This window comes from Streptococcus sp. SM5 (assembly GCF_027497975.1).
In genome coordinates, this window is record NZ_JAJNSC010000003.1 from 151976 (window position 1) to 170182 (window position 18207).

Annotated in this window: 23 protein-coding genes; 17 read left to right on the plus strand and 6 right to left on the minus strand. The window is 38.8% G+C overall.

Annotated features, from left to right (window positions below):
• Positions 1–53: 53 nt before the first annotated feature.
• From PAN07_RS03290 to PAN07_RS03335, 10 genes are all read left to right on the plus strand, one after another.
• Positions 54–1196 carry a cysteine desulfurase family protein gene (locus PAN07_RS03290; protein ID WP_269797045.1) on the plus strand — a complete coding sequence of 381 codons (1143 nt, stop codon included), beginning with the start codon at positions 54–56 and terminating at the stop codon, positions 1194–1196.
• 8 nt (positions 1197–1204) lie between these two features.
• Positions 1205–2419 carry a tRNA uracil 4-sulfurtransferase ThiI gene (thiI, locus tag PAN07_RS03295; RefSeq protein WP_269797046.1) on the plus strand — a complete coding sequence of 405 codons (1215 nt, stop codon included), beginning with the start codon at positions 1205–1207 and terminating at the stop codon, positions 2417–2419.
• 134 nt (positions 2420–2553) lie between these two features.
• Positions 2554–3378, plus strand: coding sequence for an alpha/beta hydrolase (locus PAN07_RS03300; protein ID WP_269797047.1), 825 nt, complete (start codon positions 2554–2556; stop codon positions 3376–3378).
• A 21-nt stretch (positions 3379–3399) separates the two neighbouring features.
• Positions 3400–4140 (plus strand): alpha/beta hydrolase-fold protein, encoded by a 741-nt coding sequence (locus PAN07_RS03305; protein WP_269797048.1) that lies wholly within the window; start codon positions 3400–3402, stop codon positions 4138–4140.
• Positions 4141–4152: 12 nt separating this feature from the next.
• Positions 4153–5316 (plus strand): ATP-grasp domain-containing protein, encoded by a 1164-nt coding sequence (locus PAN07_RS03310; protein WP_269797049.1) that lies wholly within the window; start codon positions 4153–4155, stop codon positions 5314–5316.
• Between the two features lie 305 nt (positions 5317–5621).
• Positions 5622–6491 carry an aquaglyceroporin Gla gene (gla, locus tag PAN07_RS03315; RefSeq protein ID WP_269797050.1) on the plus strand — a complete coding sequence of 290 codons (870 nt, stop codon included), beginning with the start codon at positions 5622–5624 and terminating at the stop codon, positions 6489–6491.
• Between the two features lie 164 nt (positions 6492–6655).
• Positions 6656–7186, plus strand: a complete 531-nt coding sequence (locus PAN07_RS03320; protein ID WP_269797051.1) for a YutD family protein — start codon at positions 6656–6658, stop codon at positions 7184–7186.
• 20 nt (positions 7187–7206) lie between these two features.
• The gene (gene rlmN, locus PAN07_RS03325; RefSeq protein ID WP_269797052.1) at positions 7207–8292 is read left to right on the plus strand and encodes a 23S rRNA (adenine(2503)-C(2))-methyltransferase RlmN; all 1086 of its coding nucleotides are present in this window, start codon (positions 7207–7209) and stop codon (positions 8290–8292) included.
• A 1-nt stretch (position 8293) separates the two neighbouring features.
• Positions 8294–8755, plus strand: coding sequence for a VanZ family protein (locus tag PAN07_RS03330; RefSeq protein ID WP_269797053.1), 462 nt, complete (start codon positions 8294–8296; stop codon positions 8753–8755).
• A 13-nt stretch (positions 8756–8768) separates the two neighbouring features.
• The gene (locus PAN07_RS03335; protein WP_269797054.1) at positions 8769–10310 is read left to right on the plus strand and encodes an ABC-F family ATP-binding cassette domain-containing protein; all 1542 of its coding nucleotides are present in this window, start codon (positions 8769–8771) and stop codon (positions 10308–10310) included.
• A 30-nt stretch (positions 10311–10340) separates the two neighbouring features.
• Here the strand turns inward: PAN07_RS03335 and PAN07_RS03340 are convergent, their stop codons facing one another.
• From PAN07_RS03340 to PAN07_RS03360, 5 genes are all read right to left on the minus strand, one after another.
• Positions 10341–11636 (minus strand): hypothetical protein, encoded by a 1296-nt coding sequence (locus tag PAN07_RS03340; RefSeq protein WP_269797055.1) that lies wholly within the window; start codon positions 11634–11636, stop codon positions 10341–10343.
• 112 nt (positions 11637–11748) lie between these two features.
• Entirely contained in the window at positions 11749–11988 is a 240-nt protein-coding gene (locus tag PAN07_RS03345) for a zinc-ribbon domain-containing protein (protein ID WP_142556861.1), read from the minus strand.
• Between the two features lie 27 nt (positions 11989–12015).
• Positions 12016–12822, minus strand: a complete 807-nt coding sequence (locus PAN07_RS03350; RefSeq protein ID WP_269797056.1) for a peptidylprolyl isomerase — start codon at positions 12820–12822, stop codon at positions 12016–12018.
• 163 nt (positions 12823–12985) lie between these two features.
• Positions 12986–13210: a helix-turn-helix transcriptional regulator gene (locus tag PAN07_RS03355; protein ID WP_269797057.1), complete on the minus strand. Its 225-nt coding sequence runs from the start codon at positions 13208–13210 to the stop codon at positions 12986–12988.
• A 2-nt stretch (positions 13211–13212) separates the two neighbouring features.
• Positions 13213–13809, minus strand: a complete 597-nt coding sequence (locus PAN07_RS03360; RefSeq protein WP_269797058.1) for a DUF3796 domain-containing protein — start codon at positions 13807–13809, stop codon at positions 13213–13215.
• A gap of 490 nt (positions 13810–14299) precedes the next feature.
• Between PAN07_RS03360 and rpsP the strand changes: the two genes are divergently transcribed.
• The 7 genes from rpsP (at position 14300) to PAN07_RS03395 (ending at position 17851) form a co-directional block, all read left to right on the plus strand.
• Positions 14300–14572, plus strand: a complete 273-nt coding sequence (gene rpsP, locus PAN07_RS03365; protein WP_000268760.1) for a 30S ribosomal protein S16 — start codon at positions 14300–14302, stop codon at positions 14570–14572.
• 19 nt (positions 14573–14591) lie between these two features.
• On the plus strand, positions 14592–14831 hold the full coding sequence (gene kphA / locus PAN07_RS03370; protein WP_075567830.1) for an RNA-binding protein KphA: 240 nt from the start codon (positions 14592–14594) through the stop codon (positions 14829–14831).
• 44 nt (positions 14832–14875) lie between these two features.
• Positions 14876–15220: a MazG nucleotide pyrophosphohydrolase domain-containing protein gene (locus PAN07_RS03375; RefSeq protein ID WP_269797059.1), complete on the plus strand. Its 345-nt coding sequence runs from the start codon at positions 14876–14878 to the stop codon at positions 15218–15220.
• Between the two features lie 65 nt (positions 15221–15285).
• The gene (locus tag PAN07_RS03380) at positions 15286–16188 is read left to right on the plus strand and encodes a DMT family transporter (RefSeq protein WP_269797060.1); all 903 of its coding nucleotides are present in this window, start codon (positions 15286–15288) and stop codon (positions 16186–16188) included.
• An 84-nt stretch (positions 16189–16272) separates the two neighbouring features.
• Positions 16273–16791, plus strand: a complete 519-nt coding sequence (gene rimM, locus PAN07_RS03385; protein ID WP_269797061.1) for a ribosome maturation factor RimM — start codon at positions 16273–16275, stop codon at positions 16789–16791.
• On the plus strand, positions 16781–17500 hold the full coding sequence (gene trmD / locus PAN07_RS03390; RefSeq protein WP_269797062.1) for a tRNA (guanosine(37)-N1)-methyltransferase TrmD: 720 nt from the start codon (positions 16781–16783) through the stop codon (positions 17498–17500). Before rimM ends, trmD begins: the two co-directional genes overlap by 11 nt.
• A gap of 12 nt (positions 17501–17512) precedes the next feature.
• Complete coding sequence (locus PAN07_RS03395; RefSeq protein WP_075567824.1) at positions 17513–17851, plus strand: ATP cone domain-containing protein; 339 nt, start codon at positions 17513–17515, stop codon at positions 17849–17851.
• A gap of 29 nt (positions 17852–17880) precedes the next feature.
• On the opposite strand, the gene PAN07_RS03400 is transcribed toward PAN07_RS03395, so the two are convergent.
• Positions 17881–18201 carry a hypothetical protein gene (locus PAN07_RS03400; protein ID WP_269797063.1) on the minus strand — a complete coding sequence of 107 codons (321 nt, stop codon included), beginning with the start codon at positions 18199–18201 and terminating at the stop codon, positions 17881–17883.
• Between the last annotated feature and the right edge of the window lie 6 nt (positions 18202–18207).

Sequence of the window (18207 nt, forward strand, 5' to 3'; positions counted from 1 at the left end):
GCCTTCCTTTCATGTTACAATAGAAGAAGTGATTTTAGAAAGCGTGAGAAACCATGATTTACTTTGATAATTCGGCTACGACAAAGCCTTACCCAGAAGCATTAGAGACCTATATGCAAGTTGCTTCAAAAATTATAGGAAATCCTTCCAGTCTCCATCGATTGGGTGACCAGTCTACCAGAATTTTAGAAGCTTCTCGACAGCAGATTGCAGATTTGATTGGCAAAAATAGTGAAGAAGTCTTCTTTACCTCTGGTGGTACTGAAGGGGATAACTGGGTTATCAAAGGAGTTGCATTTGAAAAAGCGCAATTTGGTAGACACATCATCGTGTCAGACATTGAGCACCCAGCAGTCAAGGAGTCAGCTCTCTGGCTCAAAACTCAAGGGTTTGAAGTGGATTTTGCACCTGTAGATGAAAAGGGATTTGCAGATGTAGCCGCTTTGGCAAATCTACTTCGTCCTGATACGACCTTGGTTTCCGTCATGGCAGTCAACAATGAAATCGGCTCTATCCAGCCTATTCAAGCTATCTCAGAACTATTAGCGGATAAGCCAACTGTCTCTTTCCACGTTGATGCTGTTCAGGCCTTGGCTAAGATTCCGACAGAAAAGTATTTGACAGGCCGAGTGGATTTTGCGACCTTCTCTAGTCATAAATTCCACGGCGTTCGTGGTGTTGGCTTTGTCTATATCAAGTCTGGTAAGAAGATTACACCGCTTTTAACTGGTGGTGGTCAAGAGCGTAACTATCGTTCAACGACTGAGAATGTAGCTGGTATTGCAGCGACTGCCAAGGCTCTACGTTTGGCTATGGAGCGACTGGACTTGTTTGCTAGCAAAACAAGTCAGATGAAAGAGATCATTCGTCAAGCTCTTCTTGAATATCCAGATATTTTTGTCTTTTCAGGTGAGGAAGACTTTGCGCCTCATATTTTGACCTTTGGGATTAAGGGTGTTCGCGGTGAAGTCATTGTTCATGCCTTTGAAGACTATGATATTTTCATTTCCACAACATCAGCTTGTTCGTCCAAGGCTGGAAAACCTGCTGGAACCTTGATTGCTATGGGGATTGAAAAAGATAAGGCCCAGTCAGCAGTACGCCTCAGCCTAGACCTAGAAAATGACATGAGTCAAGTGGAGCAGTTCTTGACCAAACTAAAATTAATTTACAATCAAACTAGAAAAGTAAGATAGGAGTATTCATGCAATATTCAGAAATTATGATTCGCTACGGGGAACTTTCAACCAAAGGTAAAAACCGGATGCGTTTCATCAATAAACTACGTAATAACATTTCAGATGTCTTGTCCATCTATCCTCAAGTCAAGGTAACTGCTGATCGCGACCGTGCCCATGTTTATCTCAATGGAGCCGATTATGCAGCAGTAGCTGAATCCCTCAAGCAAGTTTTTGGAATTCAAAACTTTTCTCCAGTATATAAGGTTGAAAAATCTGTCGAGCTTCTGAAGTCTGCTGTCCAAGATATTATGAAAGATATCTACAAGGAAGGCATGACCTTTAAGATCTCTAGCAAACGTAGTGATCACAACTTTGAACTGGATAGTCGTGAACTCAATCAAACGCTTGGTGGAGCAGTTTTTGAAGCTATTCCAAACGTTCAAGTCCAAATGAAAAATCCTGATATCAATCTGCAAGTGGAGATTCGTGAGGAAGCAGCTTACCTTTCTTATGAAACTATTCGTGGTGCGGGTGGTCTGCCAGTTGGAACTTCTGGTAAAGGCATGCTCATGTTATCAGGAGGGATTGACTCGCCTGTAGCAGGGTATCTTGCACTGAAACGTGGTGTAGATATCGAGGCTGTTCACTTTGCTAGCCCTCCATACACAAGTCCAGGTGCCCTCAAGAAAGCCCAAGATTTAACCCGTAAATTGACTAAGTTCGGAGGAAATATCCAGTTTATCGAAGTACCTTTTACTGAGATTCAAGAAGAAATCAAGGCTAAGGCTCCAGAAGCTTATCTGATGACCCTGACTCGTCGCTTTATGATGCGCATTACAGACCGTATCCGTGAAGTGAGAAAAGGTTTGGTCATTATTAATGGTGAAAGTCTTGGTCAGGTGGCAAGCCAAACCCTAGAAAGTATGCAGGCTATCAATGCCGTGACCAATACACCAATTATCCGTCCAGTCGTGACCATGGACAAGTTGGAAATCATTGACATTGCACAAGAAATTGATACCTTTGAAATCTCTATCCAGCCATTTGAGGACTGCTGTACCATTTTTGCGCCAGATCGTCCCAAAACAAATCCGAAGATTAAGAATGCGGAGCAATATGAAGCACGTATGGATGTCGAAGGCTTGGTTGAGAGAGCAGTAGCGGGAATTATGATTACTGAAATTACACCTCAGGCTGAGAAGGATGCAGTCGATGAGTTAATCGATGATCTCCTTTAATCAGAAAAACCAGAGGAAAAGATAAAATAAGTAAAAAAAGTTAGTTTATTGTCTTAAATTTGGACGAAAACCGACTTTTTTCTATTTTTGTGCTATAATAAGATAAAATTTTGAATATAGAGAGTTTTCTGACAATGAATCAATCCTATTTTTATTTGAAAATGCGAGAGCATAAGCTGAAGGTTCCATACACAGGCAAGGAACGCCGTGTACGTGTTCTCCTCCCGAAAAACTATGAGAAAGACACAGATCGAACTTATCCAGTTGTCTATTTCCATGATGGACAAAATGTCTTTTATAGTAAAGAATCCTATGTTGGTCATTCCTGGAAGATTATCCCGGCTATCAAGCGTAATCCGGATATCAGCCGTATGATTGTGGTAGCTATTGACAATGATGGCCTAGGACGTATGAACGAGTATGCCGCTTGGAAATTCCAAGAGTCTAATATTCCCGGTCAGCAGTTTGGTGGGAAGGGAGTCGAGTATGCAGAATTTGTCATGGAAGTGGTTAAACCCTTTATCGATGAAAACTATCGGACAAAATCAGACCGTAAACACACTGCCATGATAGGATCTTCTCTGGGTGGAAATATTACCCAGTTTATTGGCTTGGAGTATCAAGATCAGATTGGATGTTTGGGAGTTTTCTCATCAGCTAACTGGCTTCACCAAGAGGCTTTTGATCGCTATATCGAGCGTAAAAAACTATTACCTGATCAGCGAGTTTTTATCTATGTTGGAACGGAAGAGGCAGATGATACAGATAAGACCCTCATGGCTGGCAATATCAAGCAGGCCTATATTGACTCTTCTCTTCGCTATTATCATGATTTAATAGCAGGAGGAGTTGAGTTGGAAAATCTCTCTCTCAAGGTTCAGGCTGGAGCCATTCACCATGAAGTGCCATGGTCAGAAAATCTACCAGCTTGCCTACGTTTTTTTGCAGAAAATTGGTAATCACTATAAAGGAGACGTTATATGAATATCGAACATCTTAGTCATTGGAGTGGAAATCTAAATCGTGAAATGTATGTCAACCGATACGGACACGCAGGTATCCCAGTTGTTGTCTTTGCATCCTCAGGTGGTAGCCACAATGAATACTATGATTTTGGCATGATTGATGCTTGTGCGTCCTTTATCGAGGAGGGCCGTGTTCAGTTCTTTACACTTTCAAGTGTCGACAGCGAGAGCTGGCTTGCAACTTGGAAAAATGGTCACGACCAAGCTGAAATGCACCGCGCCTATGAACGATATGTCATTGAAGAGGCTATTCCTTTTATCAAGCATAAGACAGGTTGGTTCGACGGTATGATGGCGACAGGTTGCTCCATGGGCGCTTACCATGCCCTCAACTTCTTCCTACAACACCCGGATGTTTTCACGAAAGTAATTGCTCTTAGCGGTGTTTATGATGCACGTTTCTTCGTTGGAGATTACTACAATGACGATGCCATCTATCAAAATTCACCAGTAGATTATATCTGGAATCAAAATGATGGCTGGTTTATCGACCGTTATCGTCAAGCTGAAATTGTGGTCTGTACAGGTCTTGGTGCATGGGAACACGATGGCCTACCTTCTTTCTACAAACTCAAAGAGGCCTTTGACCAAAAACAAATTCCTGCCTGGTTTGCAGAGTGGGGACACGATGTTGCCCATGATTGGGATTGGTGGCGCAAACAAATGCCATATTTCCTCGGTCATATGAGTCTATAAAAGGAGTTGCTTATGAATTATCTTGTAATTTCACCCTATTACCCACAAAATTTCCAACAATTTAGTATTGAACTAGCCAATAAAGGAATTACAGTTCTAGGGATTGGGCAAGAACCCTACGAACAACTAGATGAACCATTGCGCAATAGCTTAACGGAGTACTTCCGAGTTGATAATCTCGAAAATCTTGATGAAGTTAAACGTGCAGTAGCCTTTCTTTTCTATAAGCATGGTCCAATCGATCGCATCGAATCACACAATGAATACTGGCTAGAGTTGGATGCGGCCCTTCGTGAACAGTTCAATGTTTTTGGTGCTAAACCAGAAGACCTCAAAAAAACCAAGTTTAAGTCTGAAATGAAAAAACTCTTCAAAAGAGCAGGAGTTCCTGTTGTGCCAGGAGCTGTCATTGAAACAGAAGCAGATGTTGACAAAGCTGTGAAAGAAATCGGCCTTCCAATGATTGCCAAACCTGACAATGGAGTAGGTGCAGCAGCAACCTTTAAACTTGAAACGGAAGATGATGTCAATCACTTTAAGGCTGAATGGGACCACTCAACCATCTATTTCTTTGAAAAATTTGTCACCTCTAGTGAGATCTGTACCTTCGATGGTTTGGTAGATAGAGATGGAAATATTGTCTTTTCTACGACCTTTGACTACGCCCACACACCCCTCGATCTCATGATCTACAAGATGGATAATTCTTATTACGTTCTTAAAGAGATGGATCCAAAATTGCGTAAATATGGTGAGGCAATTGTCAAAGAATTTGGTATGAAAGAACGTTTCTTCCATATCGAGTTCTTCCGTGAGGGTGATGATTATATTGCCATTGAGTACAATAACCGTCCAGCGGGTGGTTTCACTATTGATGTCTATAACTATGCGCATTCTTTAGATTTGTACAAGGGCTATGCAGCTATCGTTGCAGGTGAAGCATTCCCAGAGTCTCCATTTGAAACCCAGTATTGCTTGGCAACATCTCGTCGCGCCAATGCCAACTATGTTTATTCAGAAGAAGACTTACTTGCTAAATACGGTCAGCAGTTTAAGGTCAAGAAGGTCATGCCAGCAGCCTTTGCTGAATTGCAAGGAGATTATCTCTATATGCTAACGACACCAAGTCGTGAGGAAATGGAGCAGATGATTCAGGACTTTGGGCAACGTCAATAATAGGATATGAAGAGGCTGGGACAAAAGTCCTAGTCTCTCAATTTTATTTGGATTGTCGAGCAAGACGCAGTGGTTGAGTGGGCTCTACTTCGCTGATTTCATCAGCTTTTACAGTCCTACTCAACTGTGCGGAGGTGGGACGACGAAATCGAATTCTAACGAATTACCGATTTCTGTCCCACTCTCTTTTTAAAAAGCCCTAAATAAAAGCGTTTTCTAAGTGAATCTTTAGAATATCTGTTGATAAAAAAAATAAAAATTGATAGAATAGGGATTGTCTAAAAAATAATAAGGAGAATCTATCAATGGATTTCACATGGGCAATTAAATATGCCACAGAATTTTTGGGAACAGCTATCTTAATCGTTTTGGGAAATGGTGCTGTTGCTAACGTTGAACTTAAAGGTACGAAAGGTCACCAAAGTGGCTGGCTCGTTATCGCAGTTGGTTATGGTATGGGGGTTATGATTCCTGCCTTGATGTTTGGTAACGTTTCTGGAAACCACATCAACCCAGCCTTCACCCTAGGTCTTGCAGTTAGCGGTCTATTCCCATGGGCTCAAGTTGCACCTTACATCATTATGCAAGTTTTGGGAGCAATCTTCGGACAAGCATTAGTTGTTGCAACACACCGTCCCTACTACTTGAAGACAGAAAACCCAAATAACATCTTGGGATCTTTCTCAACTATTTCAAGTTTGGACCACGGTACAAAAGAATCACGCTTTGCAGCAACAGTTAACGGTTTTATCAATGAGTTTGTTGGTTCATTCGTTCTTTTCTTTGCAGCTCTTGGATTGACAAAGAACTTCTTCGGAGCTGAAGTTCTTCAATACATGAAGCAAATGGCAACTCAAGCAGGTCAAACTGTTGACTTCTCTGATTTGGCCATTAAAGCTCAAACAGCACCACATACAACAGCAGGTGTTGCGGTAGGTCACATGGCACTTGGTTTCTTGGTAATGGCCTTGGTTACTTCACTTGGTGGACCTTCAGGACCAGGTTTGAACCCAGCTCGTGACTTTGGACCACGTCTTCTTCACGCCTTCCTTCCAAAATCAATCCTTGGTCAACACAAGGGTGATTCAAAATGGTGGTATGCTTGGGTACCAGTAGTTGCACCGATTGCAGCGGCTATTGCAGCAGTAGCGCTCTTCAAATTCCTTTACCTATAAGATTTAAAAACTGGGTTTTCCCAGTTTTTTTCTTTTTAGTACAGTTGTCTCTTTTAGAATTGAATATTGAAATAGTCAGATTTTTTTCTTTTTCTATCAAATGTGAAAATATCTCGAAAATATGGTAAAATAGAGTATTAAGAAATCGTTGAAAAAGGAAGATTATGCGTAAAGAAATTGCACCTGAATTATACAATTACAATAAATTCCCTGGTCCGGAATTTCATATGAATGATACTAAGGTTGAAGCTGAAGGTTTTTCTTTTATCTTGGTTGAAAATAGCAAGGATGCTTTTGATGCAACGGCTTTTACTCAACGTTTCTCCGAAGTTTTAAACAAGTATGATTATATAGTTGGTGACTGGAGTAATGAACAGTTACGCTTGCGTGGATTTTATAAAAATGAACGAGCTGAAGAATCTTTAGAAAAAATCAGTCGTTTACAGGATTATCTACTGGAATACTGTAGTTATGGTTGTGCCTATTTCGTTTTAGAAAATCAGGCGCCGAAACGAGCATCTTTCGACCAGAAGATTCGCAAAAAAGAGGAAGAAAAAGACTCTCGAAGAGGTAAGAAACCTTCCCAAAACAAGAAAAAAAATCATACAGACAAGAGAAATAGACGTCGTCGAAAAGAGCAAAAACCTCAAACAGAGGTTAAGGAAGACCGTCATTTTGTTATTCGTCAGAAATGACCAAAGAATAAGGAGAAGAGATGAAATCGTCGATTTATAGTTTAACTCGTCAAGGAATGCAAGAATGGGTCTTAGAGCAAGGAGAAAAGAAATTCCGAGCTGATCAGATTTGGGAGTGGCTCTACCGTAAACGTGTTCAGACATTTGAAGAAATGACTAACCTATCAAAGGATTTAATTGCTAAGCTTAATGACCAGTTTGTAGTTAATCCCTTGAAGCAACGCATCGTTCAAGAGTCAGCTGATGGAACAGTCAAGTACCTCTTTGAGTTGCCAGATGGTATGTTGATTGAGACTGTCCTGATGCGTCAGCACTACGGTTTATCAGTCTGTGTAACGACTCAGGTAGGATGTAATATCGGTTGTACCTTCTGTGCATCAGGTTTGATTAAGAAGCAACGTGACCTCAATAACGGGGAAATTGTGGCTCAAATTATGCTTGTTCAAAAATATTTTGACGAACGTGGTCAAGATGAGCGTGTCAGTCATATCGTTGTTATGGGTATTGGAGAACCATTTGATAACTACAATAACGTTTTAAACTTCATTCGTACCATCAATGATGACAAGGGAATGGCTATCGGTGCGCGTCATATCACAGTATCCACTTCAGGCTTGGCTCACAAGATTCGCGATTTTGCCAATGAAGGTGTTCAGGTCAACCTTGCTGTCTCACTTCATGCGCCAAACAATGAACTTCGTTCAAGCATCATGAAGATTAACCGTGCCTTCCCAATTGAAAAACTCTTTGCAGCTATCGAATACTACATCGAAACAACCAACCGTCGTGTTACTTTTGAGTATATCATGCTCAATGAAGTTAATGATGGAGTAGAACAGGCGCTTGAGTTGGCAGAGTTGCTCAAAAATATCAAGAAATTGTCATATGTCAACTTGATTCCTTACAACCCAGTTAGTGAGCACGACCAGTATAGTCGAAGCCCAAAAGAGCGTGTCATGGCCTTCTATGATACACTTAAGAAAAAAGGAATCAACTGTGTTGTTCGTCAAGAACACGGTACTGACATCGATGCAGCTTGTGGACAATTGCGTTCAAATACCATGAAGCGTGATCGCCAAAAAGCAGTAGCAGAAGTAAATCCATAAGATGAAACGAAAAAAAATACTTAGCTTGGGAGTCGTGCTATACAGTATCTGTATTATCTGTTTTTGTTTTACTCCTCAGCCAAAACTTCCGATAGGAGTGGAAACTCCAGGTATTCAAACTATTGGACGCCTGGTTTTTCTTTTGACGCCTTTTAACTCCCTTTGGAAACTGGGAGAAGTAACAAGTATCACACAGCTATTTTGGATCTTTTTGCAAAATGCTTTAAATGTCCTCTTGCTCTTCCCTCTGATTTTCCAACTACTCTATCTCACGCCCTATCTAAGAAAAACTAAAAAGGTTCTTCTTCTCAGTTTTTTACTGAGCTTGGGAATCGAGTGTACACAATTAGTTTTGGATTTTTTCTTTGATTTCAATCGGGTCTTTGAGATTGATGATTTATGGACCAATACTTTAGGTGGCTACTTGGCTTGGGTCCTCTATAAACTACTAAATAGAAACTAGATAAGGAATTAAAATGAGTATCTTAGAAGTTAAAAATTTGAGTCACGGTTTTGGTGACCGTGCGATTTTTGAAGACGTGTCCTTCCGTCTCCTCAAGGGTGAACACATCGGACTAGTTGGTGCTAACGGTGAAGGAAAGTCAACCTTCATGAGCATTGTAACTGGTAAAATGTTACCTGATGAAGGTAAGGTGGAATGGTCAAAATATGTGACAGCAGGCTACCTGGACCAGCACGCTGTGCTCAAAGAAGGTCAAACCGTGCGTGATGTCCTTCGTACTGCTTTTGACGAATTATTCAAAGCCGAAGCTCGTATCAATGACCTTTACATGGAAATGGCAGAAGAAGGTGCAGATATTGAAGCTCTGATGGAAGAAGTTGGAGAACTCCAAGATCGTTTAGAGAGCCGTGACTTTTATACCTTGGATGCTAAGATTGACGAAGTCGCGCGTGCTCTTGGTGTCATGGATTATGGTATGGATACGGACGTAACCGCCTTGTCAGGTGGACAACGTACCAAGGTCCTTTTAGCCAAACTCCTTCTTGAAAAGCCAGATATCTTGCTTTTGGACGAGCCAACCAACTATCTGGATGCTGAGCATATTGACTGGCTCAAGCGTTATCTGCAGAACTATGAGAATGCCTTTGTCCTTATTTCGCACGATATTCCATTCCTCAATGATGTGATCAATATCGTATATCACGTTGAAAATCAACAGTTGACACGCTACTCTGGCGATTACTACCAGTTCCAAGAAGTCTATGCTATGAAAAAATCGCAACTAGAAGCAGCCTATGAGCGTCAACAGAAAGAAATTGCTGATCTCAAGGATTTCGTAGCCCGTAATAAGGCGCGTGTTGCTACTCGAAACATGGCCATGTCTCGCCAGAAGAAATTGGATAAGATGGACATTATCGAGCTCCAAAGTGAGAAACCAAAGCCGTCCTTTGATTTTAAACCAGCTCGTACACCTGGACGCTTTATCTTCCAAGCCAAGGATTTACAGATTGGTTACGACCGTCCGCTTACCAAACCTTTGAATCTTACCTTTGAACGCAATCAAAAGGTGGCCATCATTGGTGCCAACGGTATTGGGAAAACAACCCTCTTGAAGAGTCTTTTGGGAATTATCCCACCAATCGCTGGTGAAGTTGAACGTGGGGATTATCTAGAACTCGGCTACTTTGAACAAGAAGTGGAAGGTGGCAATCGCCAGACGCCTCTAGAAGCGGTTTGGAATGCCTTTCCAGCCCTCAATCAAGCAGAAGTGCGTGCAGCCCTTGCCCGCTGTGGTTTGACAACGAAGCACATCGAAAGTCAGATTCAAGTTCTATCTGGTGGTGAACAAGCCAAGGTTCGTTTCTGTCTTTTGATGAACCGTGAGAACAATGTCCTTGTTCTTGACGAACCTACTAACCACTTGGATGTGGATGCCAAGGACGAACTCAAACGTGCTCTGAAAGAATATAAAGGGTCAATCCTTATGGTTTGCCACGAACCAGACTTCTATGAAGGCTGGATGGACCAAATTTGGGATTTCAATGAATTAACATAAAAACCAAGTCTATTTGACTTGGTTTTTTGACTAATTTAGTTGCTTAAGACTATCTTTTTCAAAGTAACTCTTGCCATTTTCAACAACCATCGTGATGGTGACGTCGGTATATTTGCCGTCAGATAAAGTGCTAACAGTGAATTTATAGATACCATCTGATAGAGTTCCGACTGGAAGTGATATTAATTTATCTTTTAAGTACTCTACACGATTATCATTTTTATGATTTTGACTATCGTCGATTTCACTAAAATTTAAGTGTTTGATAGAAACGATTAAAGATTTATTGTTGATATGTTTGTTAATATCGATATTGTAAAATCCTGCAATATCTGTGTCTCCATTTTCTCTGTTTTTTACAGCTTCTTTAATTAGATTACTATAAAATTTTCTTCTGTCAGCTGGTGTAATCTCGACAGAATAATTCTCTAATAATTTGAAACCAACTGCCTCATTTAGTTTAGTCGCTATATCATCTTTTAATTTTAGATCCTTTATTCTTTCTTCATAGACTTTTAAGACAAATTCGAATTGCTCTAGTGTAACTTTATCAAATAAATCTTTTTCCTTATCATTTTCAAGATAGGAACGAATTTCTTCTTTGTCCTTTTTATCTAATGCTGTCACATGTGTCCCATTTTGCACATCAGAAACATAAATAAAATCGATAAAACTTTCTCCATTCGATAAAGTTTCATTATAGAATAAAGTTGTAAGTGTTCCATTGTATGGTTCAATTAAATGTTTTTTCTCATATACTTCGACTTTTCCTTTTAGTCCAAAGTCTTTAAAATCCTGTACATATTGATCCGTAGAGCCCCATACTGAAACTTTGCTATTAGTGATTAACAAGAGGTTGCATAAGAAAACGACTATAGCTCCAAAAACAAGACTTGATTTGTTTGAAGACTTGTCGTCTTGTTCGAGCTTCGTTTTTTGAAAATTCCCGATAAAGAAAATAGCAGAGTAGAGAAGACTAATACAAAATAATGTTGGAAAATTATCAATATAATTGATCGGCCACCAACGTAGGTAAACTACATTTGATAATTGTAAGCAGACTCCGATAGTCGCTAAAATTACTTGTATACTACTAGTCTTTCGAACTAAGGGATTATCTTTAAAGGTTGATTTTAATTTCAGAGGATCCCTAAAGGCAAAAAAATTACCTAAAAGAATCAAGCCTAATGCTAAAAAGAATACAGGCCATAGAATGAAAAATGCATAACCTGCTGAATAGAAGAGGGCAAAATAAACGAGATTATAGATTAAATATCCTAATAAGACCAAGCAAAGTCGTATCAAGCTTATTTTATATGGTTTCATAGAGAGCCTCCATCAATTATTAACTCTATTATATCATAGATTCATACGTAAGAGAACGCTTCCATAATCGATGCAAGTTAAAGAAAAAGATAGGCACATGACCTATCTTTTATTAATAGTTGAGATATTGTTCAATCTCAGACTTTTGAATTTCTTTTCCATAGTGACAAATCGGGCAAGAAACGAAATAAGTTTTTCCGTAAGGAAAGAGTGGAATCCAGTAAAGAGTAAACTTACGTCCGTATTCCGTAATTTCCCAAGTACCAACATTGTTACAATGGCCACACTCGATAGCAGTTTGTGTATTTCCCAACACTTTTTGATAACCTTTTGACCCCCAAAATAGAATCATTTTATAATCTCCTTAAAATTAATGATGTTATTTTTTACTAAAATCGTAGTCTTTAACAATTTCGATACTGTCGATAGTGATAGCAGTAGTTGGTTTATCTTTTTCATCTTTTTCAGCCTTAGCAATCTTATCTACAACGTCCATACCTTCTATGACTTGTCCAAAGACAGGGTGCTTGCCATCAAGACTAGGATTTCCACCTTCTTTGTAGGCTTCGATAATTTTCTTAGGATAGCTACTTGTAGGAAGTTTAGCAGAATAGTCTGTTGTACTTTGATTGATGAAAAATTGGCTACCATTGGTATTTGGCTGTCCAGTATTTGCCATTGAAAGGGAACCACGGATATTGTATAGATAAGGAGAGATTTCATTTTTAAAACCAGTTCCAGTATCCTTGGTATTATCCTTGCCATGCCAGATAGATTCACCACCGGTACCATTTCCTTTTGGATCTCCGCCTTGAATCATAAATCCATCTATTACACGATGGAAGGTAACACCATTGTAATATCCTTCTTTAGCGTGAGTAAGGAAGTTTTCAACGGCAAGTGGAGCTAACTTTGGAAAAAGCTTGATGCGGATATCGCCTAGGCTTGTGTGGAGGATAGCTTCGGCCTCGTTTTCAGAAACTTCCTTAGAAAGTTGAGGGAAGTTAGCATTTTCATTTGTCAAGGCATCTTTTAAGTCAGCAGCTTCTTTGTTTGCAGCTTTTGAACGTTCTTCCTCTGCAATTTTTGTATCAACGTAATCATCCCCACGAAGTGTACGTTGGAGACTAGTACATCCAGCAAGGACAAAAGTGGAAACTAAGAGAAGTGTAGCTATTTTTTTCATAGTAATCCTTTCAAGAATCATTTATACTATTGTACCTTAATTGACAAAGGATTTCAAATATTAGTAGTTTACAGAACTGGATTAGATAATAGTTGGGATTTCATCATCATCTTGAAAATCTTCAACATTAATCAATGAACTTAATGCCAGGTCTCGAAAAGAATTATGATTCCTCTTTCTGTCTGAGTTCAAAGAGGTCTTCTACTTTCAAATTAAAAACTTGAGCAATTTTAAGAGCCATTTCCAGTGAAGGATTGTAACGGTTATTTTCCAAGTGCAGAATTGTCTCGCGTCGCATGCCGATGAGGTCGGCTAACTCCTGCTGGGTCATGCCTGTGGACTCACGAACAGATTTGAGATTAGTAATAATATTGCTTTCTTTGACCATACTTATCCTCTCCGTTCCAAGATAAGATAGACAACCGCAAAGATGCAAATCAAGGCAGCTATGCTAAAAAATATCTGTCCCATGTAAAGAGTGAGAGATCCCATATAGCCAATGATAACTGCTAGGATCATCAGTGCGCCTAGTATAAAAACAAACATCAAGCTAGCTGCCTTGGCTAAATTAGCATAAAAGCGTTCGTCCGGAGTTTCCTTGACATTTTTCAAACAGAAAAAAGCAAATAAAATCACTTCAATAACGAGGCCAATTCCCAAAATCCATTCTTTAATACCAGAACTTTCGCTTGGGGTCGCAACCCAAATTCCTAATGTATAAAAAATACTTGCTGCAAACAAAAGTATCGTGTAAAGCTTAGCAGACAAGTCAAAATTAATCTTTCCCTTACCTTTCTGACTTTTATGAGACCATAGTTTCATATGTAGCCAGCTCCAAATAGCTACAATTTGACATTGCACTGAAATACCAGTAATAACTAACTTGGGTCCCCAACTAAGATTAGAACCAAATAAAACAATAAAATCAATAAAGAGAGCTACGGCAATCATTGCAATGAGGCCACGCATTTTTTGACTTTTTTTCATGATAGACTCCTTTTTTGTGTTATAAATATATAACATTTAAATGTTATGTTATAAATATATCACACTTAAATTTAGAAAGCAAGAATTTTATGTGTCAATGTGGTAATTATTTGAAAAAATTTTTTAATTAAAGACCTCTCTAGTCAAACAACTAAAGAATTATTTGAAGCAATGCATCGGATTTGGTTTGGATAGTTTTGTTAATAAAATTTGATGATAAAGAATTTTTGGAAATCTAGATACTGTATGAATCTCTACTTTTTTTCTTAGTCTGTTATAAATTCTGTCAGAATAAGCTTTGTAGGTGTAGAAGTTAATTTTCTCTTTCTAACTTCTCCCAATTAGTCTACATATTTCTAAAAAATAAAAAATTTTAAGTTCTGTCAAGTTTTTTTCTTGACACCTGTTAGAAATCTGCTATAATAGAACATGTGCTAAATAGCTTAGCTATTTCACCGAACTAAAAAATAAAAGAAAAGAGATATTAAAAATGGCAGTAAAAATCCGTTTGACTCGTATGGGTTCTAAGAAAAAACCTTTCTACCGTATTAACGTAGCAGATTCACGTTCACCACGTGATGGACGTTTCATCGAAACTGTTGGAACATACAACCCACTTGTTGCTGAAAACCAAGTAACTTTGAAAGAAGACCGCGTTCTTGCATGGTTGGCTGATGGAGCTCAACCTTCAGATACAGTACGTAACATCCTTTCAAAAGAAGGCGTATTGAAAAAATTCCACGATTCTAAATTCTCTAAATAAGTTTAAAGTAGGTTGACAGATGGATACGATTGAAAATCTCATTATTGCAATTGTGAAACCTTTGATTTCACAACCAGATGCCTTAACTATCAAAATTCAAGACACTCCAGAGTTTATGGAATACCATTTGAATCTTGACCAGAGTGATGTAGGTCGTGTGATTGGACGTAAAGGTCGCACTATCTCAGCGATAAGAACGATTGTCTACTCTGTCCCAACTGAAGACAAAAAAGTAAGAATCGTTATTGATGAAAAATAAAAAGAGCGGGACTTAGGTCTCGCTTTTTTTGCAAGGAGAATGGCATGAAAGATGTAACTATTAGACAATTAGAGGCCTATTTGTTAGAACATTACAAGAAATCACGAACAGAGGAAGGTCTTTTTATAAAATTAGTTGAAGAGGTCGGAGAAGTAGCTGAAGTTTTGAATGGACGTTCTGGGCGAAAAACAGGGGTTCAAGACTCAAATATTGAATTAGCAATCGAACTAGCTGATATTATTCACTATACAATTGCGATTGCAGCTATAAATAATATTGATTTAACGAAGACAATTTTTGAGAAAGACAAGAAAGCATCTATTAAATACAATCATGAACGAAATCTAGAACAGTATCTTGATGAGACTAACGAAAGCAGTCATCATTAAGTACCAGTTTTCAATCTGATACATTATTACTTGAAAGCATCTAGATTCAAAGGGAGTTATAATCAATGAACGAAAAAACAAAAGCCTATTTGGCAGCCTTAGCTTTTTCAACTATTATTGGGTTTTCTTTTCTATTTACCAAGGTTGCCTTAGGATTTGCTAGTCCTTTAACCAACTTAGCCCATCGTTATACTGTAGCGGCACTGGTCCTATTCATTCTTCAACAAACAAAGGTGATACAGGTAAAGCTCACAAAAGAGGATATTTTATCAATCCTACCAATGAGTTTCTTTTACCCCCTCCTCTTTTTTATGTTTCAATCTTTTGCCCTCCAGTATATCTCATCCTCTGAAGCTGGAATTTTGCAAGCTCTTGTACCCATTATTACGTTGATTTTAGCGTCCCTATTTTTAAAAGAAAAGACGACTTTGATTCAAAAGTTTTTCCTTTTTCTATCAGTGGCAGGTGTTGTCTATATCTTTCTAAATAAGGGAGCGAATTTTGGAGTAGAAACAGGTATCTTAGGTTTTATCTTGATGCTTGGATCAGTTTTCTCGAATGCTATTAACAATATCCTCAGTAAATATAAAGGTGGACAATACCGCGCCATTGACTTAACAGTTGTAGTTATTTTGGTTGGTTTTTTGGTCTTTAATAGTCTTAATCTTGTAACACATTTCCTAAGTGGTAATCTGATGGCTTATTTTGAACCACTGGGACATCTTAGCTATCTTTTTTCTATTTTATACTTAGGGATTTTAGCCTCTATTGTAACAGCAAGTTTATCTATTTATGCGATAGTTAGACTTGGTGCGTCAACAGTTAGTGTTTTCGGAAATCTAGGGACAGTACTTACGATTATAGCAGGATCAGTTTTTTTACATGAGCCAATTTATACTTATCACTTAATCGGAGCTAGTCTCATAATTGGAGGGATATTAGGGATGAATCTAATCAGAAGTAAATAGGTGGCTTCAATGCCACTCTGCTTCAGCTTGTGAAAATCCTTGTAACATGATAAAATAAAGGGAGAATTAGATACAGGAGATCAGATGAACTACTTTAACGTTGGAAAGATTGTTAATACGCAAGGTTTGCAAGGTGAAATGCGGGTCTTATCGGTGACAGATTTTTCTGAAGAACGCTTTAAAAAAGGTGCAGAGTTAGCCTTATTTGATGAAAACGATCAGTTTGTTCGAACAGTGGTTATAGCTAGTCACCGAAAGCAAAAAAACTTTGATATCATCAAGTTCAAGGATATGTACCATATCAATGATATTGAAAAATACAAGGGTTACAGTCTGAAGGTTGCAGAGGAAAAACTCAATGACCTCGATGATGGTGAGTTTTACTACCATGAGATTATTGGATTAGAGGTATATGAAAACGATCAGCTAATCGGCACCATTAAGGAAATCCTTCAACCAGGAGCTAATGATGTTTGGGTGGTTAAGAGAAAAGGTAAACGAGACCTTCTCTTACCTTATATTCCGCCAGTTATTCTCAATGTTGATATTCCTAATAACCGTGTCGATGTAGAACTCTTAGAAGGGTTGGACGATGAAGATTGATATTTTAACCCTCTTTCCTGAAATGTTTTCACCGCTAGAGCATTCGATTGTTGGGAAAGCTCGTGAAAAGGGACTTTTAGATATCCAATACCATAATTTTAGAGATTACGCAGAAAAAGCCCGTCATGTGGATGACGAACCCTATGGTGGTGGCCAAGGTATGCTACTTCGAGCACAACCGATCTTTGATGCCTTTGATGCCATTGAAAAAAAGAAGCCGCGCGTGATTCTTTTAGATCCGGCTGGAAAACAGTTTAACCAAGCCTATGCTGAAGATTTGGCTCAAGAAGAGGAACTCATCTTTATCTGTGGGCACTATGAGGGCTATGATGAGCGTATTAAGACTTTAGTTACAGATGAAATATCTCTTGGAGATTATGTTCTGACTGGAGGAGAGCTGGCAGCAATGACCATGATTGATGCTACAGTTCGCTTGATACCAGAGGTGATTGGTAAAGAATCTAGTCACCAAGATGATAGCTTTTCTTCAGGTTTACTAGAGTATCCTCAGTATACACGTCCATATGATTATCGTGGTATGGTGGTTCCAGAGGTGCTTATGAGTGGTCACCATGAGAAGATTCGACAATGGCGACTCTATGAAAGTCTTAAGAAAACCTACCAACGTAGACCTGACTTGCTGGAACATTATGAATTGACAGCAGAAGAAGAAAAAATGTTGGCTGAAATTAAAGAAAAAAACGATTAAAAGGAGAAACCTATGCAAGTAATTAAACGTGATGGACAAGTCGCAGACTTTAACCCAGATAAGATCTATCAGGCTATTTTAAAAGCCGCGCAGACAGTCTATGTCTTGACAGATGATTTGCGCCAAAATCTAGCCCAAGTCACTAAGAAAGTTGTGTTGGATCTTGAAGAAGCCAAAGTGGAACGTGCAACTATCAGTATGATCCAGTCAATGGTTGAGCATCGTTTGTTAGGTGCAGGCTACATCACTATTGCTGAACACTATATCTCTTACCGTTTGCAACGTGACTTGGAGAGAAGTGGTTATGGTGACCACATTGCAGTTCACTTACATTTTGAACAAATTCGCTAAGATAAAAAGAGTGAGATGATAGAAGCATCTCACTCTTTCTTAAATCTGTTTTTTTGAGCAGTTTGAACGGTTGAAGGGACAAAACTAACTCTCCGAATATCCGATATTCGGATAATCCGAGTAATATTTTTAGCAAAATTTTTAACAATTAGTTGTTGGCGATCCGTATCGTACTTGATAATATCACCAGTAAAGCTAGTCTCAGAAAAAATAATATGAACAGCTGTTTTTTTCTGAATGGCTTGTTGAATAGTTGTTGCTAATGAAGTATTTTGGATTGGAGTAGGCTCATCTTGTCCATAAAGGAAGCTTTGGACTTTTTCTAGCGCTTGTTTGAATAAAAGTTTCATAAGAGC